This is a genomic window from Streptomyces sp. NPDC004838 (assembly GCF_053600955.1).
In genome coordinates this window covers 31,585-56,877 of sequence record NZ_JBSGAW010000039.1, presented here as the reverse complement: position 1 = coordinate 56,877, position 25,293 = coordinate 31,585, and the positions used below count along the sequence as shown (strand labels likewise).

Sequence of the window (25,293 nt, the reverse complement as noted above, 5' to 3'; positions counted from 1 at the left end):
AATGAACCCCGACGCGAAGCGGGTCCTGGTCGTCGGCGCCGGCGTGACCGGCCTGCTCACCGCGGTGCGGTGCGCGCTCGCCGGGCACCACGTCACCGTCCTCGACCGGGACGCCATCCCCAACCCCGGCTCCACCTCCTTCGACCAGCACCGGGCGGTCCGCGCGCTCGACCCGGCCGACCTCGCCTCCTCCAGGCGGATCGCGGTGGCACACCGCCGCTGGATGGGCCTGGAGGCCATGGTCGGCGTCAAGTTCTACCGCCGGGTGGGCATGATCACCGCCTGGGCCGAGGACGAGATGGACGCGGTCCTGGCGGCGGCGTCGGCGGCCAACCTGCCGGTGGACGTGGTACCGCCGGACGAGGTCCCGCACGTCCGGTTCCCGCCGGGCACCGTCGGCATCCTCGAACGCCACGGCGGCATCCTGCTCGCCGACCGCGCCCTCCAGGTGATCGCCCGCTGGCTCACCGAGCAGCCCAACGTCACCCTGCGCCCCTGGCAGGAGGTCAAGGCGGTCGACCCGGAGACCGGCGAGGTGCACCTGCCCGACGCGGAGACGCTGGGCGGCGACCTCACCCTGATCGCCACCGGCCCCTGGTCGAAGAACCTGGTCGACCTGTCGATGGTGCTGCACCGGCAGACCCTGGTCTACCTCAAGCCCCCGGAGCAGCTGAACGGCGTCTGGGCGAACACCCCCGGAATCGGCCGGATCGGCGCCGAGGGAATGGCCTGGCTGCTGCCCCCGGGCGACGGCACGCTCCTGAAGATGAGCTCGGCCTCGGCCTGCCGGGAGGCGGACATGGTCACCGCCGGCACGCCGGAGGAGGAGCGCGAGTGGGCCGAGCACGTCCTGCTCGAACCGATCCTGGCCGAACCCGACCGTTACACCGTGATGGCGGTCAAGCGCTGCCACTACCTGCTGGACGCCAAGACCGGCGCCGCGCACCTGAACCGGATCGGCCCGCACACCTGGGCCAGGACCGCCAGCGGCGGCGACGGCTTCCGCACCGCACCGCTGGTGGCCGAACGCATTCTCGAAGCACTCAGCACGGATTCCCGGGAGGAGACGACATGAGCACCGACGACCGTGTGCTGCTGGTGATCGGCAGCGGACTCAAGGTCTACCGCGAGTACCTGATCGAGTCCGCCGCCCGCCGGGCGGCCGAGCTGGACCTCAAGCTGGTTCTGGTCAACAACCTCAAGCCCGTCTGGCAGCAGTCCTACTTCGACGAGATCACCGTGGTCAACGTGTTCGACCACGACGAACTCCGCAAGGCGGCCCGGGAGATAGCCGGCCGCCGGACCGTGGTCGGACTGTTCTGCTACGACGAGCCGCTGGTCATGCCGACCGCCGAACTGGCCGCCGAGTTCGGTGTGCCGGGCCTGGGCCTGGCCGGCGTCGAGGGCTGCCGGGACAAGCACCGCACTCGTACCCGGCTGACCGCCGCCGGGCTCCCCCAGCCCGGCTTCGAACTCACCGACAGCCTGGAGCAGGCCCGCGAGGCCGCCGCCCGGATCGGCTACCCGGTGGTCGTCAAGCCGCGGGCGCTGGGCGCCTCGATGGGCGTGGTGCTCGCCCAGGACGAGACCCGGCTCGACCGCGCCTACACCGTCGCCTCCAACGCCAGCCTGGTCGGCGACGAGCCCTACCGGGGCGGGGCGATCGTGGAGGGCTTCGCCGATGGCCCCGAGATCAGCATCGACGGCGTGGTGCACCAGGGCGAGTACCGGGTGATGTTCATCGCCCGCAAGGAGACCGGCCACCACCCGTACTTCGAGGAGGTGGGCCATGTGGTGGACGCGGCCGACCCGCTGCTGCACGACCCGGAGCTGACCGACGTCCTGACCAAGGCGCACGAGGTGCTCGGCGTCGAGAACGGCATGACCCACGCCGAGGTCAAGCTCACCTCCTACGGCCCGGTGATCATCGAGATCAACGGCCGGCTCGGCGGGGACCTGATCCCCTTCCTCGGCCGGATCGCCACCGGGATCGACCCCGGTGAGCTGCTGGTGCAGGTCGCGGCCGGACACCGCCCGGACCTCGCCTTCAGCCGACACGGCGTCGCGGGCATCCGCTTCGGCTACCCGGAGCAGGACGTGACCGTCCGCGAGATACGGGTGCCGACCGGTCTGCCGGGCCTGGTCACCGCCTCCCCGATGGTCGAGCCGGGCACCGAACTGCGCCTCCCGCCCGGTGGCTACCTGGCCCGGCACTCCTTCGTGGTCTGCACCGGCGAGTCCACCGAGGAGTGCGCCGACCGGCTCGGGGCCGCCCTGTCGGCCGTCGGCCTGGACGCGGACCCGCTGGAGCGCAAGGACATCAGGGCACGGCTGGAGATGCCGGCCGGACTCCTGGACGTGGAGAAGTGAACGTCGACTACAACGGGCGCCGGTTCCGCAAGCTGGCCGCCGACGACGGAGTGACCACCCGCTACCTCCAGACCGAGGACCTGGTCTGGGCGACCTTCGCCGGCGGGCCGATCCGCCGGGGCAGCGTGAACGGGATCTGCGGCCCCGACGGCGTCCTCCGGTTCGCCTACACGATGGTCACGGACGGCGGCGACGTGATCGTCGGACACGCCGTCAGCACCCCGGAGCGCGACGCCGACGGCGTGCTGGTGCTGCGGGAGGAGTGGGAGCGGTACGGACCGCACGCGGACACCGGCGTGTCGTACCTGGCCGAAGTGACGGATACGGAGGACACGCGATGACCGGCTGGGAGGGCCTGCGGGAGCGGGTCCGGGGAACGGTGCGACTGCCGGGCGAGCCCGGTTTCGAGGAGAACAGCAGCGCCTTCAACAAGCGCTACGCGGACGTCCGGGCGGCCGGCGTCCTCTCGGCGGCCGAGGTCGAGGACGTCGTCCAGGGCCTCGCCTGGGCCCGCGAGCAGGGGCTGCCGGTGGTGGCCCGCGGCGGCGGCCACAGCTACGCCGGTCAGGCCGCCACCACCGGGCTCGTGATCGACCTGCACAGCCTCGACACCATCACCACCGACATCGAGCGGGAGTTGGTCACGGTCGGCGGCGGAGTCCGCTCCGGGCAGCTCTACGCCGAACTCCAGCGTCACGACCTGGCGGTGCCGCTCGGCAACTCCGACACGGTCGGCATCGGCGGGCTCACCCTCGGCGGCGGCGTCGCCGCGGTCTCCCGGGCCTTCGGCCTGACCTGCGACTCCCTGGTGGAGACGGAGATGGTGCTCGCCGACGGCACCCTGGTCACCTGCAACGAGACCAGCCACCCCGACCTGTTCTGGGCCTGCAAGGGAGGCGGCGGCGGCAACTTCGGCATCAACACCCTCTTCACCTTCCAGGCCCGGCCGGCGGTCGCCAGCTCCACCTGCCTCCTGCTGTGGCCGCTGAACGACGCCGAGGCCGTGCTGCCGGTGATGCAGCAGATCATGCGGGACGCCCCGGACCGCTTCTCCGCCCGGATCGGCGTCAGCCGGTCCGGCGTGGAGGACGGCAACGTGTCGGTGATCGGCCAGCACCTGGGGTCGGCCGCCGAGCTGCGCGAGCTGCTCGCGCCCGCCCTGGCGGTCGGCTCCCCCTCCACCGTCGACATCGAGAACCGCAGCTACTGGGAGGCCAAGGACTTCCTGCACCACGAGACCTCCGGCGACCCCTTCGCGGTCCGCACCCGCACCGTCACCGAGCCGCTCACCGCGGAAGGGGTGGAGACGCTGCTCGTCGCGCTGCGCAAGTGGCCCGGCAGCGGCAACCCGGACGGGGCCGGCGTCGCCCTGTTCACCTGGGGCGGGGCCATCAACCGGGTGCCCGTCACCGAGACCGCCTTCCCGCACCGGGACGTGCTCTTCCTGATCTCGATGGACACCTCCTGGTCCACCGAGGACGACGACGACGTCCGCCGCGTCAACCTCGACTGGCTGACCGACCTGCACGCCGCGATGGGCGCGCACGCCAGGGACGCCTCCTACGTCAACTTCGCCGACCCCGACCTGCCGCAGGCCCAGGCCGCCTACTTCGGCCCCAACCTGGACCGGCTCCAGGAGATCAAGCGCCGCTACGACCCCCAGCGGGTCTTCACTTTCAACCAGGCCATCTGATGACTCCGATGTCCCTGATGTCGAGGAGAAACGGCATGTCACCTGATCTGCGAAGCGCGATGCGCAACTTCGCCACCGGCGTCTGCGTCGCCACGACCTACACGGACCACGACGGGGTCCGCGCCCACGACGCCGTCACGCTCAACTCGCTCACCTCGGTGTCCCTCGAACCGCCGCTGATCTCCCTCTCGCTGCGCCGCGGCTCCCAGTTCCTCGACGAACTGCTCGCGACGAAGAAGTGGGCGATCTCCATCCTCGACCGCGACGCCGAGACGGTGGCCCGGCAGCTCGCCAGGAGCCGCAGCGACCGCGCCGAGACGGTCGCCGCCCTTCGGGCCGGCCCCGGCCCGGCCACCGGGGCCCTGATGCTCGACGCGCAGAGCGGCCTGGAGTGCGTGCTCTGGGACAGCTTCGACCTCGGCGACCACACGATGGTGATCGGCGAGGTGGTCGCCACCGGAACCCGCGACGAGCAGCCCCCGCTGCTCTTCCTGCACGGCACCTTCCAGCAGTTGGCGAGCGCACAGGCCGCCGGGAGCACCGGGACCGCCCAGGTCACTCAGACCGCCCCGGCCGCCCGCACCGCACAGACCGCCCCGGCCGCACAGACCAAGGAGTCCTGACCATGACGAACACCCAGGCGGTCCCCAACACCGCCGCCGGCATCCTCGCCGCCGCCAAGGCGCTGGCTCCCCAGCTGCGGGAGCGCGCGGCCGAAATCGAGCAGAACCGCCGGCTCCCCGCCGACGTCGTCGAGCTGGTCCGCGCCACCGGCGCGTTCCGGATGGGCTTCAGCAAGGCGTGGGGCGGCCCGGAACTGACCTCGGTCGAGCAGACCGAGGTGGTCGAGGCGCTGGCCTACGGCGACTCCTCGGCCGGCTGGGCCGCGATGATCGGCATGGACTCCGGCCTGTACGCCTCGTTCCTCGACGAGACGGTCGCCAAGGAGATGTTTCCCCGGCTGGACATGTCCACGGCCGGCCTGCTCTTCCCTACCGGCCGCGCCGAGCGCGTCGAGGGCGGCTACCGGCTGACCGGCCGGTGGCAGTTCGGCAGCGGCATCACCCACGCCGACTGGGTGATCTCCGGCGCCTTCATCCACCAGGACGGGGCCCCGCTGCTTGTCGACGGCTCCCCCGACTCCATCCTGCTGATGGTGCCGCGGGCCGACGTCGAGATCATCGACACCTGGCACACCACCGGCCTCTCGGGCAGCGGCAGTTGCGACTACGCCATCCACGGCGTCTTCGTCCCCGACGGCCACACGCTCACCTTCGGCGAGGTCCGCAACGGCGAGGGCCCGCTGGCCCAGCCCGAGGTCCACATGCGCAACATGCCCGGCGTTCCGCTCGGCGTCGCCCGCGCCGCCCTGGACTGGGTCCGCGAGCAGGTGAAGGCCAAGTCCGCCCCCACCGGCACCGGTTGGGCCGACGCCTGGCGGGTGCAGGTCACCCTCGCCGAGTGCGAGGCCGACTTCAACGCCACCCGCAGCGCGGTCTACGGCGCGATGAACCGCCAGTGGGACGTCCTGGCCGCCCATGGCACCCTCGACGACCTCACCCCCGAGGAGCGCGCCGCGCTCCCCCTCTCCCGGCTGCACGCCTTCCGCACCGCCCGCTCCATCGTGATGCGCCTCTACGACATCATGCAGACCTCCGCGATCTACAAGTCGAGCCCGCTCGACCGCTGGCTCCGCGACACCATCACGATGTGCCAGCACGTGGTGGCCCAGGACAAGATCCTGCAGTCCGCCGGCGCCCACCTCCTGGACCGCCGGCCGAGCTTCCCGCTCAGCCTCGGGATCACCGGCTGACCCCGACCGGCGTCCTCGAACTGCCCCTCGTCTCGCAAAGGACCCCGCCATGACCGCTCCCCTCGCGCCCGGGACCGCCCCGGCCCCCCGTTCCTCGCGCCCCCGTGAGTACGTGATGTGCCGCCCCGAGCACTTCGAGGTCACCTACCGCATCAACGAGTGGATGGACCCCGCGAAACCCACCGACCGAGCCCTGGCCATCGCCCAGTGGGAGGACCTGCGCGACCTCTACCTGCGGCTCGGCCACACCGTCCGCACCATCGAGCCCGCCGCCGGGCTCCCCGACATGGTCTTCGCCGCGAACGGCGCCGTCGTCGTCGACGGCAAGGTCCTGGTCTCCCGCTACCGCCACCCCGAGCGCCGCCCCGAGGCCGCGCTGTGGGCCGCCTGGTTCGCCGAGCAGGGCTACCCGGAAGTGGTCCAGGCCGCCTTCACCAGCGAGGGCGAGGGCGACTACGTGCCCACCGGCCGGACCGTACTGGCCGGCAACGGCTTCCGCTCCGACCCCCGCTCGCAGGAAGAGGCCCGCGCCCTGTTCGGCCGGCCGGTCTTCGGCCTGAGGCTGGTCGACCCCCGCTTCTACCACCTGGACACCGCGTTGGCCGCGCTCGACGACAACCAGATCGTCTACTACCCCGGCGCCTTCGACGCCGAGAGCCTTGAGGTGCTGCGGGCCCTCTTCCCGAACGCCGTCCTCGCCGACGAGGAGGACGCCCTGGTCTTCGGGCTCAACCTGGTCTCCGACGGCGGCGACGTCATCCTCCCCGAGCCCGCCACCGCGCTGGCCGCCAAACTCCGCGCCCACGGTTACCGCACCCACCACGTGGACCTGTCCGAGCTGCTCAAGGCGGGCGGCAGCGTCAAGTGCTGCACGCTTGAGATCCGCCGCTGATCTGCCCGCGCCCGGCCCCCACCGATCCCGTATCCGACCCCGAATCCGATCCCGTAAGGAGAAGCACCATGACCGAGCAGCCCTGGATCATCGTCGGCTACGTCAACGTCCTCCCCCACATCAAGGAGTTCGCCCCCGGCTCGGTGATCGTCATCGACGAGCCGGACGTGATCCGCAAGTGCGACGTCAAGAACGCCCTGGAGGGCGCTGCGATGCTGCGCGAACTCATCGAGTGGGAATACCAGTTGCCCGCCTCGGCCGACGAGTTCTACAGCACCTATCCCGACCTCGACCCGGCCGTCGTGGCCCCGCTCGTCGAGTACGCCACCCCGTTCGCCGCCCGGCTGGCGGAGCGGTACGGGCTGCCCGGGGCCGGCGCCGGAGCCGCGCAGATCATGCGGGACAAGTCGCTGCTGCGCCGGGTCACCCGGGCCGCCGGCGTCCTCAACCCGGCCTCCGGCGAGGTCGAGTCCGTCGACGAGGTCCGCGAGTTCGCCGCCGCCCACCCCGGCTCCCTGGTCCTCAAGCCCTCCAACCGGCAGGCCTCCGTCGGCACCAAGGTGCTGCACTCCCTCGACGGCCTGGACGCCGCCTGGACCGAGTGCGTCAGCCAGGACGAGGGAAACCGGGTCCCCGACCGGGAGCGCGAACTGCGGATGCTCATCGAGCAGTACGTCCACGGCGACGAGTACAGCGTCGAGTTCCTGGTCCGCGAGGGCGAGGTGCTGTTCTCCAACGTCACCGGCAAACTCCTCTACCCCGGGCCGCGCCCCATCGAGCTCGGGCACACCATCCCCGCCGCCGGCATCTCCGACGAGCTGTCCGCGCTGCTGGTCGCCCAGACCGAGGCGGTGCTGCGCGCGGTCGGCTTCGGCAGCGGCATGGTGCACTGCGAGTGGATCGTCAGCGGCGGCCGTCCCTACCTCGTCGAATGCGCCGGCCGGTTCCCCGGCGACGGCATACCGATGCTGATCGAGGAGGCGTACCGGATCAACCTGGCCGGGGCGTTCTACACCGTCATGCTGGGCGAGCGGCCCGAACCGCTGCCCCGGAAGGCCGCCGGCGGCGCCGCGGTGCGCTTCCTGGAGGCCACGCCCGGCGAGGTCGTCTCGGTCGAGGGCGTCGAGGAGGCCCGGGGACTGCCCGGCGTGCTGTCGCTCTCGCTGCCGCTGGAGGCCGGGGACACCGTGCGCGAACTGTCCAGCTCCTGGGACCGGGTCGGCTCGGTGATGACCCGGGGCACCACCTCGGCGCAGGCCCTGCGCAACGCCGAGGCCGTGGCCGGCGCCGTCCGCATCACCACCGCCTGATCAGCACCGACCGATCACCGGCGGACAGTGTCACCGGGCGTGAAACGAGGGCGGCGGCCGTGCGGCGGTCACGGCCCGCCCCGCCCCCGGGCCCCCGCCCGCCCCTCCGGCTCGCCGGACGCACGACCCCTCTCCCCGGTCCCGTGTGGCCGGCCCCACCCCCCTGACTTCCCAGGAGCCACCATGCTGCGTACCGCCGCCGTCATCGGAACCGGGCTGATCGGCACCTCGATCGCGCTCGCCCTGACCGCCAAGGGCGTCACCGTCTACCTCGTCGACCGCGAACCCATGGCCGCGCTCACCGCGGCGGCCGTCGGCGCGGGCATCGCCGAGGTCCCCAACGAGACCGTCGACCTGGCCGTCCTCGCGGTGCCGCCGGCCGACCTCGCCCTCACCCTCGCCGAGGCACAGAAGCGCGGACTCGCCCATGCCTACACCGACGTCGCCAGTGTCAAGTCCCGCCCGATGCGGGAGGCCGCCGCGCTGGGCTGCGACCTCGGCTCGTACCTGGGCGGCCACCCGATGGCCGGCGGGGAGCGCTCCGGGCCCCTCGCCGCCCGCGCCAACCTCTTCGAGGGCCGGGTCTGGGCCCTCGCCCCGTTGCCCACCACCTCCGAGCTGACCCGGCGGACTGTCGCCACGATGATCGACCTCTGCGGCGCGCAACCGCTTGTGATGGACCCCGACGAGCACGACGCCGCGGTCGGCCTGATCTCCCACACCCCGCACCTGGTGGCCAGTCTGATGGCGGCCCGCCTGGAGACCGCCGCGGACTCCGAGATCGCGCTGGCCGGCCAGGGAGTACGGGACGTCACCCGGATCGCCGCCGGTAACCCCCGGCTGTGGCTGAACATCCTGGCGTCCAACGCCGACTCGGTCGCCGACCACCTGACCGCCCTCGCCCGCGACCTGGAGACCGCCATCACCGCCCTGCGCGGCCTCACGGCCGGCGACGCGGCGGAGTCCGACGCGGCCGCCGACTCGCTGCTCGGCCTGCTGCGCAGCGGCAACACGGGCCGCGACCGGCTGCCGAACAAGCACGGGGCGCCCAAGACCGGCTATGTGACGGTCTCGGTCCTCGTCGGTGACCAGCCCGGCGAGCTGGCGCGGCTCTTCGCCGACATCGACGCGTCCCGGGTGAACATCGAGGACGTCTCCATCGACCACGCCCCGGGCAAGGCGAGCGGACTGGTGGAACTCCTGGTCACCCCCGAGTCGGCGCCGACCCTCTCACGCAGCCTGCGGGCCCGCAGGGCCGGCCACCGTTCGCCGTCCCGGTAGTGCCTGCCCTGCGGGCGTTCGCGGAGTTTCCCGATGCCGCCCGGTGGACTTGATCGCGGCGAGTACGGCGGCGAGGCCGGGGGCGTTCTCCTTGTGGTGTTCCATCGCCGCCAGGAACGCGCGCTCGTCGGCGTTCTTGCCGACCGGGACGCCGAGGCCGGCCATCGTGGTCACGTACGCCTCCTTGAGCCGGTCGTGCCACGGATCCAGATAGGCCCCGTACTCGCGGCGCAGATACGCCTCGACCGGCCGGACGTCGGCGCCGAGTTCCGCGGCGTAGGCGACGGTCGGGGTGGCGTACCAGGCCGGGCCGGACGGGCGGACACCGGACGGGGTGAACGGCGACGGGAGACGCGGGTCGATCGTGACGCCGGAGAGATCGACCAGCCAGGAGCCGGGGATCTTCTTGTCGAACACCGGCCGGCGGACGTGCTCGGGGCCGCCGAGGCCGACGGACAGTCTCGCGGCGGCGGCGAGGAAGGCGGTGTTGATGTCCAGGCCGACCGCGTACGGCAGGGCGCACTCCGCCCCGGTGAGAGTGTCGATGTCACGGGTCCACTGGTACGCCTCCTCGTCGAGGAAGCCGCCCTCCCAGCCCTGTGCGACGGGGTGCTCCGCCGGAGCCTCCGGCGGCGCCGGATCAACCACGGCACCGAGCGCGCCCGGGTTGGGCGCCGGGACCCAGGCACCGGCCGCGTCCTGGGCGGCGCGGGTCGGCGGCCGCAGAGCGGTCATCAGCTCCAGGCCGGAGACGGCGGTGGAGCCGCGCGGGGTGAGAACGCGGGTGGCGTACGTGCCGAGGACGCGGGCGAGCTCCGCCGGCGGCAGATCGAAGGCGCCGGGCCGTTCGGCCACGGAGCCGACAGGCCGGGGCGGAGGTCGTCGAACCGCGGAGCGGCGCCGGGGTGCTCCGGGGCGGAGGCGGGGAGGCCACAACGCCGCCGGAGCCGGTGGCCGAAGCCCCCCGGGACCTGCCCGGAGGACAGCGCTCCCGCGGTCGCGCCTCGGGGGATGTGGGCACGACCACGGGAGCCGGTCCGGACCGGGAGGCCGGGAAAGCGCCTGCTCGTGCCGGAAGCCGACGGAGCCGACGGCGACCGGCCCCTCCGACAGATAATCATACCAACGTGGCGGTTTTCAAGACCCTCCGGCGGCACAACCACCCACACACTCCCCCGGACGGCCTCCCGCCAGTCGCGGCCCGCAGGGGACAAGACGACAGGCGGCACCTTGCCGGTCGGCGGAAACCCTTGGGGTCGAGAGCCCTAAGAAACCGCTATGCTGGTTTTATAACTCCAGGTGTAGCCCCTGAGCCAAGGAGCACCCGTGACAAAACAGAAACGTGCCGCTCGCACACGCCACTCACTCATCCGGTCCGCGGCTGAGGCGTTCGAGCGGCACGGATACGTTCAGGCGAAACTGACCGACATCAGCGCCGGTGCGGGCGTCAGCCCCGGCGCGCTGCACTTCCACTTCGAGAACAAGGCCGCGATGGCCTCGACCGTGGAGGCGGCGGCGGGTGCGAGCCTGCGCCGGGAAGCCTGGCTGGCACAGCGACCCGGCATGAACGCGCTGCAGCGGCTGATGAACATCTCGCACGCCCTGGCGGCCCGGCTGCGCTGGGACGTGGTAGCGCGCGCCGGCGTCCAGCTGAGCTACGAGGCCCCCCGGCGCACCGGGCCGGACCTGAACCAGGAATGGCAGCTGTGTGTGCGGCAGTTGCTGACCGAGGCCGCCGACGAGGGCCTGCTCGCCGACCAGGCCGGGCAGGCCGGCGCGGTCGCCGTGATCGTCGCGGCGACCACCGGCTTCGAGCTGCTCGGCAGAGAGGACCCGGCGTGGTTCTCCACCCCGGCGCTCACCGCGTTCTGGCGGCTCTTCCTGCCCTGTCTGGCCCTGCCGGAGGTGCTCCGCACCCTCGAACCGGGCGGCACGCCCGCCGTCTTCGGGAGCGCCGGGGCCCAGAACGGGTAGGGCGCCGCGGCCGTGACGGGCCCGGGCGGGACGTCACGACCGCCGGCCCTACGGTGCCGGGTGGGGACCGGTGGTGACAGCACGGCGGACGCCTGTCCCGGCGGCGGCCCCGGCAGGGTCAGTACGCCCCGGCGGGGGTGCCGGAGGCCACCAGGTCGTTGAGGACCGCCTCCGCCGCGAGCCCCGGCAGCAGCAGTCCCCAGAACCAGGTGACGGCGCCCACCTGCCCGTCGCGCCCCTCCCGGTCCTCGTATCCGTCGTACCCGTCCTGCCTGCTCAGGACCCCGAACCCCATCGTGACGGCGACCACCGTGGCCGCCACCGTGGCCGCCGTCACGTCCCGCGCCATCGCCCCCTCCCGGTCGGCCCGGACGAGCACGTCCTCGACCCAGGCCCTCCAGATACGGCGCGCGCCCGCGGCGGGGCCCGGTGACCCGAGGTGCCGGCCGGGGTCGAAGCCGGCGCGCAGGACGGCGTCGCGGCCCAGCCCCCGTACCACGGCGTGCGTGGCGTCGATCAGCAGTTGCAGGGCCCCGCCGGGCACCCGGTCCCCGCTGCCGGTGATCCGCGCGAGTCGGTGCACCGCCTCGATGCTCACCGCGTCGGCGAGGGATGCCTTGCACCCGAAATGGAAGTGCAGCGCTCCGTTGCTCACCCCGGCGCGGGCACTGATCGCGGACAGGGACGCCCGTGCGAAGCCGTACCGGTCGAACATCTCGGCGGCGGACTCGATCAACGCGTCGCGCGTATGGACCGCGCGTTCCTGCTGGGCCATCGCGGCGCTCCGTTACGGCGGGGACAGGGGGGCACGTGGGCAGGGCCGAGCCGGGGCTCTGCCGGGGGCTCACCATCCTAGACCAACAAACCGCTCGCTCGGTTTTCAGGGACCGCGTTCACATCCCGACACGTCGCGCTCCCGGCGGCCGCGCGGAATCCGCCGGGAATTCGCAGGGGCGATACAAAGAACCGGTACTCCGGTATATTTTGAGCGCCGTCGTGCCGCTGCGAGGAGCGGCCGGGCCCGCCCCGGGCGAGGACCCGGGCGAGGACCCGCGACGGTGCCGGTCACGGAGACGAGGAGTGCCCGATGGTGCGCCCGATACGTACGGACGTGGTCGTTGTCGGGGGAGGTCCGGTCGGCATGCTGCTCGCCGCCGAACTGGGCGGCTACCGGGTGGGAGCGCTGGTCCTGGAGGCGGCGGCGGCCACGTCCGCGAGGCCGAGGGCCACCACCCTGCACGCCCGCACGGTGCAGTCACTGGCGCGGCGGGGCTATCTTCCCGGGCCGGAGCGGGCGTCGGACACGGGGACGGTCAGCAGCGCGTTCCACTTCGCGGGCCTGCCGGGGCTGTTCATCACCGCCCCCGCGGCCGAGCCCGTGCCGATACTCAAGCGGCCGCAGGCCGATCTGGAGCGGCTGTTCGAGGGGCGGGCGCGCTCCCGGGGGGTACGGGTCCTGCGGGAGCACCGCATGATCGAGCTGCACCGGCGCTCCGGCGGGATCCGGGTGGTGGCCGAGGGGCCGCAGGGGCGGGTGGTGTGCGATGCGGCCTATGTCGTGGGCGCCGACGGGGCGCGCAGTTCGGTGCGCGAGCTGGCGGGGATGGCGTCCGACGCGTACGGGGCCACGGTCTCCGCGATGATGGGCCTGGTCCGGCTGGAGACGGCCGGTGCGCTTCCTGCGGGCTGGCACCGCACGCCGCGGGGGTGGGTCGTGGCCAAGGACGCTCCGGGCGGCGGCACGCACATCCGCACGGTCGACCACACCCGCCCCCATCCGGACCGCGGTCTGCCCCCGACGCTGGAGGAACTGCGCCGGGAGACGTCGCGGATCATGGGCCGGGACATCGGCATGACCGCGCCGCGGTGGCTGAGCCGGTTCAGCGACTACACGCGGCTGGCTCACTGCTACCGGGCAGGGCGTGTGCTGCTCGCCGGGGACGCCGCCCATGTGCACTTCCCGATCGGCGGTCAGGGCCTGAGCACAGGGCTGCTGGACGCCGTCAACCTGGGCTGGAAGCTCGCGCTGACGGTGCGGGGCACGGCCGGCCGCGGTCTGCTGGATTCGTACGACGCGGAACGCCGGCCCGCCGCCGGGCGCGTCATCGGGAACGTCCGCGCGCAGGTGTCGCTGATGCATCCGGAGGCCCGGCTCGACGCGCTGCGGGCCCTGTTCCTGGATCTTCTCGCGAAGGACCGGGGCGGTGCCGGTCTGAGCGCCATGATCAGCGCGCAGGACACGGTTCTTCCGGCGCGTTCGGCGACTCCGTCGGCCTGGGAAGGAAGGTTTCTTCAAAATATCGCCCTCACCACGTCCGCGGGGCCCACGGACGTGATCCGGCTGCTGCGGGACGGCCGGATGCTTCTTCTGCTCCCGGGCCCGGACGGCTGCGACGCGGAGGAGAGGGCCGCCCGGGAGTGGGCCTGCCACCTTCGGGTCGTGCGGGCCGAGCCGTCGGCCGGGTTGCCGTGCGCCGCCCTGCTCGTACGCCCCGACGGCTATATCGCCTGGGCCTCGGACGGCGGGGATCTGGGCGCGGCACTCTCCGCCCATCTGGGCGGCGGGGGCGGGTCCCGCCGGGGTGGGTGACCGGGCGCGGCGTTGCGCCGGACCGGACCGGTCCCTCCCGTCTCCGCCTTCTCCCGCGGGTTCCCCCGTTTCTGCCGCCGCACCGGGCCGCGGCCGTGCGCCTCCGGTTCCGCGCCGGTCCCCGCGCGGCCGGCTCACGGTCAGCCGGCGGCGGCCACCAGTTCCGTCTTCCCCGGGAGACCCGTCACCTCGGCGAAGACGACGGCTCCCCGGTCGGCGGAGAGCTCGACGGTGGTGAGCACGGAGGACAGGACGACGTTGGGCAGGAGGTGGCGCAGCAGTTCGGAGGTCCGGCGCCCCAGGTCCTGGTAGCCGCTGATGATCTGCGACATGGCCTGGACGCCGGCGAAGGAACCCACCAGGACGTCGGAAGTCTCGGCGGTGACCACGTGCGGCAGCAGTTCGCCCTGCTCCTGGGCCTTGTCCAGGAAGGCGCGGATGAAGTCGCTCCAGCGCAGGAACGGCCCGCTGCGGTCCAGGTCGGTGGCCTGCTGGTCGAGCGACAGGCGTACCCCGGCGCGCACCATCGGGTCGGTCTGCAGGCGGTAGGCGTGGAGGGCGACGGTGTCGACGATCTCCTGGACCTTGCAGGTGCGGGCGGGAATCGTCAGGCGCTGGTCCTGTTCGGCCAGCACGCCCTGCGCCAGGTGCTCCTTGGACTGGAAGTGGAAGTACAGCGCGCCCTTCGTCACCCCGGCGGCGGCGAGGATCTCGGTGATGGTGGAGGCTTGGTATCCGCGCTCCTCGAACACCTTCGCGGCGGCCGCCAGGATGCTCTGGCGAGTACGAATGGCTCGGTCCTGCTTTACCACTGTCCCTCCGTTCACAGATCGCTGAGCCCTGAGATGGCTCTTCAAAAAAACCGTCAAGTATGTATCTTACAACCCGGGTGGGGGCCCCGGTCGGCCCGCCCGGTAACTTCTTCCGGCAGGAATCATGACCGGCAGGCGCCGGATTCACCACCGGCCCCTGCCGGGAGGGCCGCCCGGGCCCGACACCGGAGACGGCGGGCCCGGCGTCCCGGCCCCGCAGGAGGCGCGGGCGGGGGCCATCCGGCCCCTCTCCGGGATCGTGTGGACGCCGCGGCAGCCGCGTCCCCCGGCGTCCGCCCGGCTCGGTTCGGCACGGGCCGGCGCTCGCGGCGCCGGCGACCGCTCCCCGGGACCGCGCTTCCGTCCGGTGTGTGACCCGCCCTGCTGTTTCACTGCCGACGCACGCGGTTTCTCCAACCACTCGACAAACAAAACGTACACCCGTTATTTTTCACGCACGGTCAAACGCCGGACCGGCACGGGGCCGTACGTACGCCGGGGGGAGCTGTCGTCTGACGCGTCACATCGAACTCCGCCTGCCTGCCAGCGCATCGGTGTCACCGAGTTCGTCCAGCCATTCCAGACGCTTGGTCAGGTTCTTGAAGTGCGACCAGGTCGGGCCCTTGGCGGGCTTCTTCAGCCGGTTGAACAGCGTCGTCCCGTCGCTGTCGCGCTCCTCCAGCAGCCGCATGAGCCCCGCCCGCTGAGCGGCGCTCATGCGGTCGTGGACGCCCGCGCAGACCGAGGCGTTCACCTCGGTGCGGATTTTCGAGGCCGTCTTGTCGAAGGTGGAGAACCCCGGCAGCTCCAGCCCGGCCTCCACCACCTTCTCCAGCGCGATGTCGATCAGATCCGCCGGGCGGTTCTTCGCCGCGGCTTCCTTGCGGATCGACTGCTCGACGATCCCACGGTCCTTCGCCTGGTCGTACGTCACGCCGGCCTGCTTGCGGACCAGGCCCCGGTGATGCTTGGCCGTCCGCTCCGCCCGGTACACCGGCAGCGTGCCCTCCGGCAGCTCCACCGCCCGCCGCACGAAGTCCACCACCATCTCCGGGACGTCCTCCAGCACCGGGAAACACCCCATGCGCCGGTACGACTTCAGCATCAGCAGCAGGGCCGGCAGATGCTCATCGCACTCCGTGGAATCGGCCGCCCACTCCAGCTCATCGCGGCTCGGGGAGAAGAACAGATGCAGCTCATGCGCGGTGATCAGCCGCTTGAACCGCGGATACGCGGTCCGTTCAATCGATGTCACAACCCACCCGAGGCCCCAGACGACGCTCGACATCACCACCAACGACACTGAGCCGAATGGGTGATGGGCGACGAGCGCTCAGGGCTTCAAGATCATCTTGTTGCCCCTTTGGCGCGTATCTCGGTCACACCCCTGGAAGGCGAGTACATCCGCGACCGCCCCCTCGAAGGCCACGAGTCCGCCCGCAAGCGCGGCAAGACCATCGGCGGCGCGGGCGTCACCGACGACCACATGCTCTCCATGGCCCTCCACCTGCGGGAGCAGGAGATGAGCCTGCGCGACATCGCCGCCCGCCTCGTCATCACCACCGGCAAGAAGAAGGGCCAGCACCTCTCAGCCGCGACCGTCATGCGCATGCTCCGCGAGCACGACGAACAGACCACTGCGCCGATGCGACCCAGCCGCCGAGCTGGGCCGGAGCCGCTTGGCGTTGTTCTCTCGGCGTGTACTACCGGGACCCCGCTGTGGCCCGTTCAGTCGCTGCCCCACTCCCCCCGCGTTGTGCTCTCTCCCCCAGGGGAGCAGAAAACCGTCCAGTCCGTATTATATGAGGGGTGAGAGCCATCCCGCCGGGCGTTCGGCGTTCCCCGGGCGGAGAACGGGCGGGAATCCAGTCAGGAGGGGACCTGATGATCCTTGTGACCGGTGCCACCGGGACGGTCGGGCGGGAGGTGCTGCGGGGGCTCCCGGCAGGTCTGCCGGTCCGGGTCCTCACCAGGCGCCCGGACCGGGTCGCCGAAGCCGCGGCGACGGCCGAGATCGTTCAAGGGGAGTATGGCGACCCGCGGTCGCTGGCTCGTGCGCTGCGGGGAGCGGTCGCCGTGTTTTTGGTGACCGGCTGCGTCGGGGAGGACGATTCACGTTTCCTGCGGGCAGCGCGGTGCGCCGGGGTGGAGCACGTGGTGAAGCTCTCCGCAGCAGCCGTGGAGGACCCGCTGGCCGATGATCCGATCACCCGGAGGCAGCGGGAGAACGAGGCCCTGCTGCGCGCGTCGGGGATGGAGTGGACGCTGCTGCGTCCACGCTCGTTCATGTCCAACACCCTGTCCTGGGCCGCCTCGGTACGTACGGAGCATGTCGTGCGGGCGCTGTACGGTTCGTCGGCCAATGCCTGTGTCGACCCCCGTGACATCGGGGATGTGGCGGTACGGGCGCTCACCGCGCCGGGCCTGACCGGGCGGGCCTGCACGCTGACCGGACCGCGGGCGGTCAGCGCGGTGGAACAGACGGCCCAGCTCGCCGAGCTGCTGGGCCGTCCGCTGCGTTTCGAGGAGTTGGAGCCGGCCCGTGCCCGTGCCCTGTGGAGCGAGCGGCATCCCGCGCCCGTGGTCGACGCCCTGCTGCACAGTGCGCAGCGGCAGCGGGACGGTGCCAAGACGCGGGTGGAGAACACGGTGGCGGAGCTGGCGGGCCGGCCGGCGAGGTCGTTCCGGGACTGGGCCGCGGCCCATCTGCCGGCTTTCACGCAGCTGTGACGCCGCCCCGGCCGGGGCGGCGGACCGTCCGGCCCTCAAGCCGCTTCACCTGTGGAGGCGGCTTGAGGACCGGTGTGCTCCGGGGAGTCAGGCGCGCTGCCTCACCACGACATCGTCACGGTCAGCCGTTTGGCGGGGCCGCCGTCACGATGGAGCTGAAGACGAGCGAGCCGTCCTGATGGCCCGTCACGCGCACTGCTTCCGCCCCGCCGGGAGTTTCCCGGGGCAGCCGGTGGGCCTCGACGATGCAGGGGGCGTCCAGCTCGGCGTACCGCTGGAAACTGCCGGTGATGCCGAGAGGGAGGAAGGTGGAACGTTCCAGCACGGCTGCCGCCCCTTGGCGGGCGGCCTCCAGCAGCACCATCCCCGGCACATGGTCGACCGGGTGGTCGAAGAGCACGGGATGGCGGGTGTCCACTCTCAGCTGCCAGCGGTTGCGCTCGCCGATGGGTGAGAGCACGACGTCGGCCGACGACGTGCGGCCCATGGTCTGCGGCGCGGCGGGCGCGGTGAGGGCCAGCAGCTGCCGCTGGTCGTCAAACACGTGCTCGGGCCGTACCCTCCGGTACACGGCGGAGCTGGTGCAGGCGTAGGAGATGCGTCCCGTCGCGGCGAGTTGTCCGTCGCGGCGGACAGCCGCCTCGTAGCACAGCCCCGCCAGACGGCCGCCCCGCCGCTTCACCTCGGTACAGGTGACCTCGATTTCGAGCGAGGCGGGCGTCTGACGGACCTCCAGGTGCTCGGGGTGGACGGTGAGGGTGAGGTCCCCCAGCAGGAAGTGATGATCGAAAGGAACGCCGAACTCGGCGTGCGCCAGGAGGGCACCGACCTGGCGAATTGTTTCGGCTGCCATCAGCGGATCGTGGAACCTGCCGCCGATCGGGGTGAAGAAGCTGTGACTGCGAGGCCACTGGGCGGCCACCATGAAGCGAGCGTCGTCCAGCCGCTCCCAGTCGGTCAGCATGACTTCGGCCACGGCGGCCCGGTGCACGAACTCCTTCGGGACGGTGGCCGTCAGTGTGGGGTAGTGCGGGATGTGGAGCGGGGTGGGTGACAACGCATCCCACTGGCTCGAATACGTGGTGATCGCAGGGCGCTCAACTCGAAACGTCGCGGTCATTGTTCCCCCTGAACAAGCTGCTGGCGAGTTGTGCTCTCGATAGTCCGAGACTCGACGAAAGATACATACCAACCGGTTTAATTTCCAGATCAAATCGATCCTCTGTACGTACATTTTCCGGAGAGGGATGTTCCGCTTGCTCTCCCTCGGGCATCGCCCCAGCTCCGCGTCGTGCGGCCGTCCCGCCGCGCCCTTTCCGTCCCCGGCGGGCCTCAAGCGGGGACGGAGCGGTTCTGTAGCCGGGCGGCCCCCGCGGAGGGCGTGGATCCCGGGACCGGTGCGGCGGGCCGGCCGGGGTGTGCTGCCGGGCGGGGAGGCCGAGCGCCGCGCGGGCGGGCTTCTCCGATCCGGAACATCATGGTGTTCCGGATGGGCAGGCGCCGGAGCACACGGCCGACGGCCCGGTCGCCCGGGTGTTCCCGATGCCGTCATCCGCCCCGCGCCTGTTCTGAACCCGCCGGGACGGCTTCGAGTCCGACCTGCGCGCACTGCTGCGGAAGTCCTCCGCGTCGGGCCGGTTCTCCGAGCGGCGGCCGAGTACCGAGGTCTTCGACCGGCGGAGGGGTCCCGCCGGGCAGTGCCGGCGGGGCGGCGGGGTACCGGGAGGGGAGAGCGCCCGATATCACACCGTGATCGGAGGCCGGGCCGTCTGTGATGATCACCGCGCGGATCACCGTCACCGTCACCGGCCGCGACAACCGCAGGCCGCCCGCCGAGACCGGGCCCGCCCCACCGCTGACCGGCTTGCCCTGTGCCTCGCCGTCCTGTGCCTCGTCCGTAGGCCGGCACGCCGGCCGGGGGCGGGGGGAACGTTTTTGACCGGGTTCGAGGTGCAGGTTTCGAGGTCCAGGGTGCGGGAGCGGGGCCCGGCGCGGCCGGGTGGCTCGCCGGAATGCGGCGGCTTTTGCCGGAGGCCCGTTGCCGGAGGGTCCCGGCCGGAGCACCGGCGATCCGGGAAAGAGTGCCGTGCACCGGCCACCGGCCGCCCGCCGGGCCGGGCACCGCGTCCGCGGCATCGCCGCCCGGGAGAACGGCTGTCCGGCCGTGGGCCTCCACCACTGACCGGGCGGCCTGTTTCGCCCGGCCGGGCCCGCCCGCAGGCGTCGCGGGCAGCCGTTCGTCCGGTTTCTCCCCATGGGGTCGCCTCGCCGTGCCACCCGCCCGGTCGGAGATTCCCGCCGGATCCGGGCCAATGCCCGCTCCATTCCGGGTTTTTCATGGCATTTCTCCCGCTATGACGAACCGGGGGCATCCGTGGGGGTCGCCGGAAGCGTTCCGTGAAGGGTTGGGATCTCGCGAGGATTGACAAACCGACGACGCTGTTTTTTTATGGGGGCGGGTCCGGTTCTCGCTGCGCATTGGCCCCCGGGACCGCGAACCGCACAGGCCGGAACCCGGCCTCCGGGCACATCTTGGGGGAGACGTGGACATCGAAGTGCTGGGCACTCTGTCGGTGCGGGAGAACGGGGTGCCGATCGCTCCGACGGCACCGAAGCCGAGGCAGGTTCTGGGGCTGCTCGCGCTCCACGCGGACCAGGTGGTCTCGGTGGCCACACTGATCGAGGAACCCCTGGGGGAAGTCCCGGGCAGCCGGATCGGCGTCGAGATCAAACGGCTGGAGGAGGCCCGGCTGTGCGCGCTGGACCAGCGCATCGAGGCCGACCTGCTGCCGTGAGGCGCTCCACGTCTTCCAGAGGCTGCGTTCCACGCTGGTCTCGGAACTGGGGCTGGAGCCCTCGTCGGCACTCAGCCGGCTCCAGCGCTCGATCCTCGTGACCCGTCACGAGGCGGCGGTCACCGCCGGCGGTGCGCGGCTCGTCGTGGGGTGAGCCGCGCCGGCCCGGCCCGCGAAGGACGGGGTGCGGCCTCACCGGCCCGCTTGCGCAGGGTGAGGTGAGCCGGTCGACCCGGTTCACGAGATCCCGCTGTTCCCGCGAGAGTCGTTCGATGTGGCGGTGCAGCCGGTCGATCTCGTCGCGCAGCAGGTGCAGGCCCGACTCGGCGCCGGCCCGCTCCTCGAACGCCCTGCCCGGACGTGCCGCCCCGGCCCCCTCTCCCCCGTGTGGCCGGCGGGCCGGGCCGCCGTCTGCCCGGCCGTGAGCCGGTGCGGGTCCCGATGGTGCAGGATCGCCTCCATGTGGCCGCGCAGCTCGGGCCCGGGTTCGGTGCCCAGGTCGTGCACCAGTCGGCGGCGTGCCCGGTCGTACGCGCCGAGCGCCTCGGCCTGCCGGCCGCACCGGTACAGCGCGGTCATCAGCAGTTCGTAGGGCCTTTCCCGCAGTGCCGCGGCCCTCTCCCCCGGCCTCTCCCCCGGCGTCCGGGTGTCCCGGGCCGGGGGATCCTGATGCTTCCTCACATGCGCTGGTGCAGAGGGATGTTCAGCCTTCTGGCCGGCCTTCCCGTAGAAGCCGTCCTCATGGATCGCCTCCACGCGGACCTCCTGCCCCTGGGACTCCGGCCACTCCTCGCGCGCAGCCGCGCCGGCTCGTCGTCGGCCTCGGACGCGGCCAACGCCACCAGCAACGCCCTCTACCAGCGCATCGGACTTGTCGACGGGCCGGGCCGGTGCGTCTGCGCATGTCGACGGCGAGCTCGTCGAGGGTGATGGCGTCGTCCTGGTCCAGGAGGATCGTGTACTTGCTGGGCTTGGGCGGGGCCGGCTGCCGGGACCTGGGGGCTGTCGTGCCGTCCTGCCGTCACTGGCGTTCTGGGCTGTGGTTTCGTTGCCGAACCGGTCGGACAGGCCGGTCAGCAGGTCGCTGACGGTGCTGGTGTCGACGGCGAAGTCGTCGGCGTTCTTGCGGCTCACGCGGGGTTCTCCGGGAGGTACCCGGCCGTTGACGGCCAGGGAATGGAACATGCGCGCCACGTCGGAACGCGGCTCGTACTGCGCGATGGCCTGCCCGCGGTTCTTCTCCTCCGCCACGACGGTGCGGCTGCGGGACGGGCTGTCTTCCGGCGGAGGTTGCGAAACCCTCGACGGACGCGGGCCGGGGACAGCCGTTCGGTCTTCACGGGCCGTTCCCAGGGGCGGCGCAGGTCCTCGGCGAGGGGACGGGCGAGGCGGAGCTGGGTGTGTGCGGCGATGATCAGCCAGGTCCACAGGTCGGCCGTGGCGGGGTGACGGACGCGTGGCGCGGTCCAGCCGAGCGTCTGTTTGATCATTCTGAAGGTGTGCTCGATGTCGAACCTGCGCAGGAACGTCCGCCACCACAGGTCCACGGTGTCCGGGGCGGCGTCGGTGGCCGAGCACCACAGCCACACCGGCTTGGGGGCGGCCTCGCCGGGCAGTCGTTCCACGGTGAGACGGATCAACGTGCCGTGCAGCAGTGGGAGTTCTTCCGCGGCGTGCTCCGGCCAGGGGCCGCGGTGGGTCAGGCGGGGGTGCATGCGGTCCCAGGCCATCGCCTCCGCTTTCCCGTAGCGGGTGGTATCCGTCACCGTGGTGACCTCGGGTGCGTGCCAGGACTCCGGCTTGGCGAAGGTCAGCACGCCGCCGTGCTTGCGCGGACGCCCGCCCCGAGGGCCGGAGCGGGCCGGGCCCGCGTCGCGGAGCATGACGCGGTCCGAGCGCAGGCGCCCGGCCAGGACCACGGGCAGGTCGGCCAGGGCGTGGGAGAGGTAAGCGCTGTCGTAGCCGGCATCCATCACGATCAGGATGTCGGGGTCGCCGATGCTCCAGTGGCCTGCGGCGATGATGCGGGTGACGACTCCGCGCAGCTGGGCGGCGGTGACCGTGGCGGCGTCGTCAGCCGGCCCCAGGCGGACGGCGTCCAGCAGCGCGCACCAGGAGGTGCGGCCCGGTTCGAGGGCCGCGACGAAGGAATAGGGCCATCCCGGGATCAGCTGGTCGCAGCTGCGGTCGGCGCGGCGGCCGTGGACATGGCAGAAGAGCCGGTCAGGGCTGGTGTTCGCGTCGGGACGCAGCCAGTTGGAGACATCCGCCGCCAGGGCGATGCGGCCGTCGGTGATGCGGGGCAGCGGGAGGTCGGCCAGCGCCCGGCGGATGCGGGCCGGTTCGCACCAGCCCTTGTCCAGAGCCGCGTACAGGGCGCCGTGCCCGCGCCGCATCTCATGCGCGAGGGAAAGTTCGACCAGCGTCCTGACCGGGCCATCGGTGCACAGCACCGCGTCGGTCAGCTCGAAGAGCACGTCCGCGCGGGCGTACAGGCTCTCGTAGAACTCAACCCGAAAGCGGGACAAGACGTTCAACGCGCCGCTCGCGGGCGCGGCGGCAGGGAAACTCATGAACAGCGGCCGTTCTCTCGTGCTTTGTGACTCGACATCTCGAAGCGTGGAGAACGGCCGCCTCCGCTGTCCCGGGAAGAACCGCAGATCAGCAGGTCGGGTGACCCGCGAGGTTAAACGCCAAGCTCAGGGGCAGAGCGCGGATGTCACGCCCAGGGCCGCGCGGACCCAGGTGGCGCTGTCGGTGGGGGGCAGACCGAGGACGTGTTGCTGGGAGAGTCCGCGCAGAAGGGCGCTGAGAGTGGCGGCGAGTCGGGCCGCGTCGTCGGGGGGGAGCGGGCCGGAGGGTGTGGCGCGGCCGACCAACAGCCGGACCAGCCTCTGCTGGGGCTCGTCGACGCTGTCGTGGAAGCTGGTGCCCGAGCTGCCGTCCCCCTGCAGGGCGAGGCCCAACGCCTCGGACTCGATCCGCAGCGCGCGCCAGCCGTCGACGCCGTCGACGCTCTCGAAGTAAGCGCGGGTGTACGCCTCCACGGCGCGCTCCAGCGACAGTTCCGGGGCGTCGCCGAGAAACGCCGTCGCCGCCTTGATGCCGCCGAGCTGGCTGTCGATGACCGCGTACAGCAGACCCTGCTTGGACCCGAAGATGGAGTAGATCGCGCCGGTCGTCAGATCGGCCTTGCGGGCGATCGCCTCGATGCCGACCGCGTGGTATCCGTGCTCGACGAACAATTGCTCCGCGGCCTTGATGAGCGCCTCTTCGTTGCGCTTCCGCGCCGCGGCCCGCCTGCCCGCCATTCCGCGCCTCCCTCGGATGTCTCCCGCTGTCGTGCCATTGTGCCCGCCGGAACCATTCCGTAGAGTCACTATTACTGTAGCAACTCTACCGAATGGGGAGGCCCCGTGCCCATCGACATCCCCGCGACCATCGCGGCGATCCCATCCATCGACCGGTTCCCGAGCGTCGACGAGATGCAGGCCGAGCTGGACCGGCTCGCGGCCGGGTACCCGGAGCTGGTCGAGATCCGGCGGATCGGCACCTCACGGCAGGGCGAGCCGATCCGGATGCTCTCCATCGGCAGCGGCGAGCGGAACGTCCTGGTCTTCGGCGGACCGCACCCCAATGAGCCCGTCGGCGCGCTCACCGTCCGCGAGCTGGGGCGCGCCCTGTGCGCCGACGACGCTCTGCGGAAGGATCTGGGGTGTCGCTGGCACTTCGTCCCGTGTGTCGACCCGGACGGCGCACGGCTGAACGAGGGCTGGTACGCCCGCCCGGACAGCCGGGAGCGCTACGGCCGGGAGTTCTACCGGCCCGCCGGTGACGAGCAGGTCGAGTGGACCTTCCCGCATCTGAGCGGCCCGGGGTACTTCGACCGGATGCTGCCCGAGACCGTGGCGCTGACCCGTGTGATCGACGAGCTGAAGCCCGCCGTGATGTGCTCCCTCCACAACGGCGAGTACGGAGGTGTCTTCCACTACGTCAGCACCGCCGACCCCGACCTCGCCGCCCGTCTCGCCGCCGTACCGGGGTACGAGGACCTGCCGCTGCACAAGGCCGTCTGGGAGATCCCCGCGAGCAACCTCATCGCCCCGGGCGTCATCCTCGCCCCCGGCATCGCGGAGACCACGGCGGCGATGCCCGCCGGGGTGGAAGCGGCGACGGGCGCGAGCAGCATGGACTACGCCGCCCCTTACGGCACGGTCTCCGTCATCACCGAAGTCCCCTACTGGGAGGACGAGTCCGCCGCCGACACCTCCCCGTGCGGACGCACCTTCGGAGAGATCGTCGGTGAGATCATCACGGCTTGCGAGGAGACGGCACAGCAGCTGACCGGTCTGATCGAGGACGCCGGCAACGACCTGACGCTCGACACCCCCTTCCGGCGTGCCTTTCAGGACGGCCTGCGCGGGCTGGCCGAAATGTCCTCCGGCTGGCGTGCCCTCCTGTCGGACGCCGACGCGGCGGGGTGGTCCGCGACCGTGTCCGAGGAGTTCTCGTTCCGCATGCTGCCCCACATACTGCGCGTCCGCTACGGCGGGACCGCGCTGCGGCTGTTCGGCGCGGAGACCGGCGCGGGCAATGTCCGTGCCGGAGTGCGCCGGGGTCTCGCCGAGGCCGAGCGGCTCTTCACGGGGTGGCTGACGGAGGCCGACACCGCACTGCCGGGCAAGCGCGTCGACATCCGCCGGGTGGTCGCGGTGCAGGTCGGGTCGGCGCTCGCCGCCGCGGAGTTCGTACGCGACAGGGACGCCGGACCCGCCTAGCCCCCGGCCCTCGTACCACCGGCCGCAGTGGAGTTCGTACGCGACAGGGACGCCGGACCCGCCTGGAATGCGCCCGCCCGCACCGGGACACCCGACCCCCTGGAACCCGGCCTCCTCCCTCTCATCCCCCCAGCGCCACCGCAGAGTTCGTACGCGACCGAGCGGCCGGGATCCGGCTGGATCCTGGCGGACCTCACCCCCACGGCCACCACGGAACTCGTACGACCGGGCCGCCGGATCCCGCTGGATCCCGGC

21 protein-coding genes and 2 pseudogenes are annotated in these 25,293 nt (G+C 72.0%); 15 read left to right on the top strand and 8 right to left on the bottom strand.

Annotated elements, in window-relative coordinates:
• Position 1 precedes the first annotated feature (1 nt).
• The 9 genes from ACWEFL_RS32675 (at position 2) to ACWEFL_RS32635 (ending at position 9,359) form a co-directional block, all read left to right on the top strand.
• Positions 2-1,075 carry an NAD(P)/FAD-dependent oxidoreductase gene (locus ACWEFL_RS32675; RefSeq protein WP_451719784.1) on the top strand — a complete coding sequence of 358 codons (1,074 nt, stop codon included), beginning with the start codon at positions 2-4 and terminating at the stop codon, positions 1,073-1,075.
• Positions 1,072-2,370 carry an ATP-grasp domain-containing protein gene (locus ACWEFL_RS32670; protein WP_451719781.1) on the top strand — a complete coding sequence of 433 codons (1,299 nt, stop codon included), beginning with the start codon at positions 1,072-1,074 and terminating at the stop codon, positions 2,368-2,370. Before ACWEFL_RS32675 ends, ACWEFL_RS32670 begins: the two co-directional genes overlap by 4 nt.
• Positions 2,367-2,711, top strand: coding sequence for a hypothetical protein (locus tag ACWEFL_RS32665; protein WP_451719778.1), 345 nt, complete (start codon positions 2,367-2,369; stop codon positions 2,709-2,711). Before ACWEFL_RS32670 ends, ACWEFL_RS32665 begins: the two co-directional genes overlap by 4 nt.
• Positions 2,708-4,063 (top strand): FAD-binding oxidoreductase, encoded by a 1,356-nt coding sequence (locus ACWEFL_RS32660; RefSeq protein WP_451719776.1) that lies wholly within the window; start codon positions 2,708-2,710, stop codon positions 4,061-4,063. Before ACWEFL_RS32665 ends, ACWEFL_RS32660 begins: the two co-directional genes overlap by 4 nt.
• A 35-nt stretch (positions 4,064-4,098) precedes the next feature.
• Complete coding sequence (locus tag ACWEFL_RS32655) at positions 4,099-4,686, top strand: flavin reductase family protein (protein ID WP_451719773.1); 588 nt, start codon at positions 4,099-4,101, stop codon at positions 4,684-4,686.
• 2 nt (positions 4,687-4,688) lie between these two features.
• Positions 4,689-5,876, top strand: coding sequence for an acyl-CoA dehydrogenase family protein (locus ACWEFL_RS32650; protein WP_451719770.1), 1,188 nt, complete (start codon positions 4,689-4,691; stop codon positions 5,874-5,876).
• 49 nt (positions 5,877-5,925) lie between these two features.
• Positions 5,926-6,768 (top strand): dimethylargininase, encoded by an 843-nt coding sequence (gene ddaH / locus ACWEFL_RS32645; protein ID WP_451719767.1) that lies wholly within the window; start codon positions 5,926-5,928, stop codon positions 6,766-6,768.
• Positions 6,769-6,836: 68 nt separating this feature from the next.
• Positions 6,837-8,078, top strand: a complete 1,242-nt coding sequence (locus ACWEFL_RS32640) for an ATP-grasp domain-containing protein (RefSeq protein ID WP_451719764.1) — start codon at positions 6,837-6,839, stop codon at positions 8,076-8,078.
• A gap of 186 nt (positions 8,079-8,264) precedes the next feature.
• Positions 8,265-9,359, top strand: coding sequence for a prephenate dehydrogenase (locus ACWEFL_RS32635; protein ID WP_451719811.1), 1,095 nt, complete (start codon positions 8,265-8,267; stop codon positions 9,357-9,359).
• Here the strand turns inward: ACWEFL_RS32635 and ACWEFL_RS32630 are convergent.
• Positions 9,296-10,196, bottom strand: a pseudogene (locus ACWEFL_RS32630) (telomere-associated protein Tap); the annotation flags it as partial. The gene ACWEFL_RS32635 and the pseudogene ACWEFL_RS32630 sit on opposite strands and share 64 nt — an antisense overlap.
• A gap of 489 nt (positions 10,197-10,685) precedes the next feature.
• Between ACWEFL_RS32630 and ACWEFL_RS32625 the strand changes: the two are divergent.
• Positions 10,686-11,333, top strand: coding sequence for a ScbR family autoregulator-binding transcription factor (locus tag ACWEFL_RS32625; RefSeq protein ID WP_451719761.1), 648 nt, complete (start codon positions 10,686-10,688; stop codon positions 11,331-11,333).
• 118 nt (positions 11,334-11,451) lie between these two features.
• Here ACWEFL_RS32625 and ACWEFL_RS32620 read toward each other — a convergent pair whose 3' ends face one another.
• The gene (locus ACWEFL_RS32620; RefSeq protein WP_451719758.1) at positions 11,452-12,108 is read right to left on the bottom strand and encodes a TetR family transcriptional regulator; all 657 of its coding nucleotides are present in this window, start codon (positions 12,106-12,108) and stop codon (positions 11,452-11,454) included.
• A gap of 312 nt (positions 12,109-12,420) precedes the next feature.
• On the opposite strand from ACWEFL_RS32620, the gene ACWEFL_RS32615 reads away from it, so the two are divergent.
• Positions 12,421-13,923, top strand: a complete 1,503-nt coding sequence (locus ACWEFL_RS32615) for an FAD-dependent monooxygenase (protein WP_451719755.1) — start codon at positions 12,421-12,423, stop codon at positions 13,921-13,923.
• A gap of 140 nt (positions 13,924-14,063) precedes the next feature.
• On the opposite strand, the gene ACWEFL_RS32610 is transcribed toward ACWEFL_RS32615, so the two are convergent.
• Positions 14,064-14,735, bottom strand: coding sequence for a ScbR family autoregulator-binding transcription factor (locus tag ACWEFL_RS32610; RefSeq protein ID WP_451719752.1), 672 nt, complete (start codon positions 14,733-14,735; stop codon positions 14,064-14,066).
• 520 nt (positions 14,736-15,255) lie between these two features.
• Positions 15,256-15,990, bottom strand: coding sequence for a DUF4158 domain-containing protein (locus tag ACWEFL_RS32605; RefSeq protein ID WP_451719749.1), 735 nt, complete (start codon positions 15,988-15,990; stop codon positions 15,256-15,258).
• 108 nt (positions 15,991-16,098) lie between these two features.
• Here ACWEFL_RS32605 and ACWEFL_RS32600 point away from each other — a divergent pair, with 108 nt between their 5' ends.
• Positions 16,099-16,548: a hypothetical protein gene (locus ACWEFL_RS32600; RefSeq protein ID WP_451719746.1), complete on the top strand. Its 450-nt coding sequence runs from the start codon at positions 16,099-16,101 to the stop codon at positions 16,546-16,548.
• 71 nt (positions 16,549-16,619) lie between these two features.
• Entirely contained in the window at positions 16,620-17,465 is an 846-nt protein-coding gene (locus tag ACWEFL_RS32595; RefSeq protein ID WP_451719743.1) for an NAD(P)H-binding protein, read from the top strand.
• A 121-nt stretch (positions 17,466-17,586) separates the two neighbouring features.
• Here the strand turns inward: ACWEFL_RS32595 and ACWEFL_RS32590 are convergent, their stop codons facing one another.
• Positions 17,587-18,522, bottom strand: a complete 936-nt coding sequence (locus tag ACWEFL_RS32590; protein ID WP_451719740.1) for a ScbA/BarX family gamma-butyrolactone biosynthesis protein — start codon at positions 18,520-18,522, stop codon at positions 17,587-17,589.
• Between the two features lie 1,486 nt (positions 18,523-20,008).
• On the opposite strand from ACWEFL_RS32590, the pseudogene ACWEFL_RS32585 reads away from it, so the two are divergent.
• Positions 20,009-20,414, top strand: a pseudogene (locus tag ACWEFL_RS32585) (BTAD domain-containing putative transcriptional regulator).
• Positions 20,415-20,497: 83 nt separating this feature from the next.
• Here ACWEFL_RS32585 and ACWEFL_RS32580 read toward each other — a convergent pair.
• The 3 genes from ACWEFL_RS32580 to ACWEFL_RS32570 form a co-directional block, all read right to left on the bottom strand.
• Positions 20,498-21,445, bottom strand: a complete 948-nt coding sequence (locus tag ACWEFL_RS32580) for a BTAD domain-containing putative transcriptional regulator (protein WP_451719737.1) — start codon at positions 21,443-21,445, stop codon at positions 20,498-20,500.
• Entirely contained in the window at positions 21,391-22,833 is a 1,443-nt protein-coding gene (locus ACWEFL_RS32575; protein ID WP_451719734.1) for an NF041680 family putative transposase, read from the bottom strand. Before ACWEFL_RS32575 ends, ACWEFL_RS32580 begins: the two co-directional genes overlap by 55 nt.
• Positions 22,834-22,959: 126 nt before the next feature.
• Positions 22,960-23,571: a TetR/AcrR family transcriptional regulator gene (locus tag ACWEFL_RS32570; protein WP_451719731.1), complete on the bottom strand. Its 612-nt coding sequence runs from the start codon at positions 23,569-23,571 to the stop codon at positions 22,960-22,962.
• A 105-nt stretch (positions 23,572-23,676) separates the two neighbouring features.
• Between ACWEFL_RS32570 and ACWEFL_RS32565 the strand changes: the two genes are divergently transcribed.
• Positions 23,677-25,038: a M14 family zinc carboxypeptidase gene (locus tag ACWEFL_RS32565; protein WP_451719729.1), complete on the top strand. Its 1,362-nt coding sequence runs from the start codon at positions 23,677-23,679 to the stop codon at positions 25,036-25,038.
• The last annotated feature ends 255 nt before the right edge of the window (positions 25,039-25,293 follow it).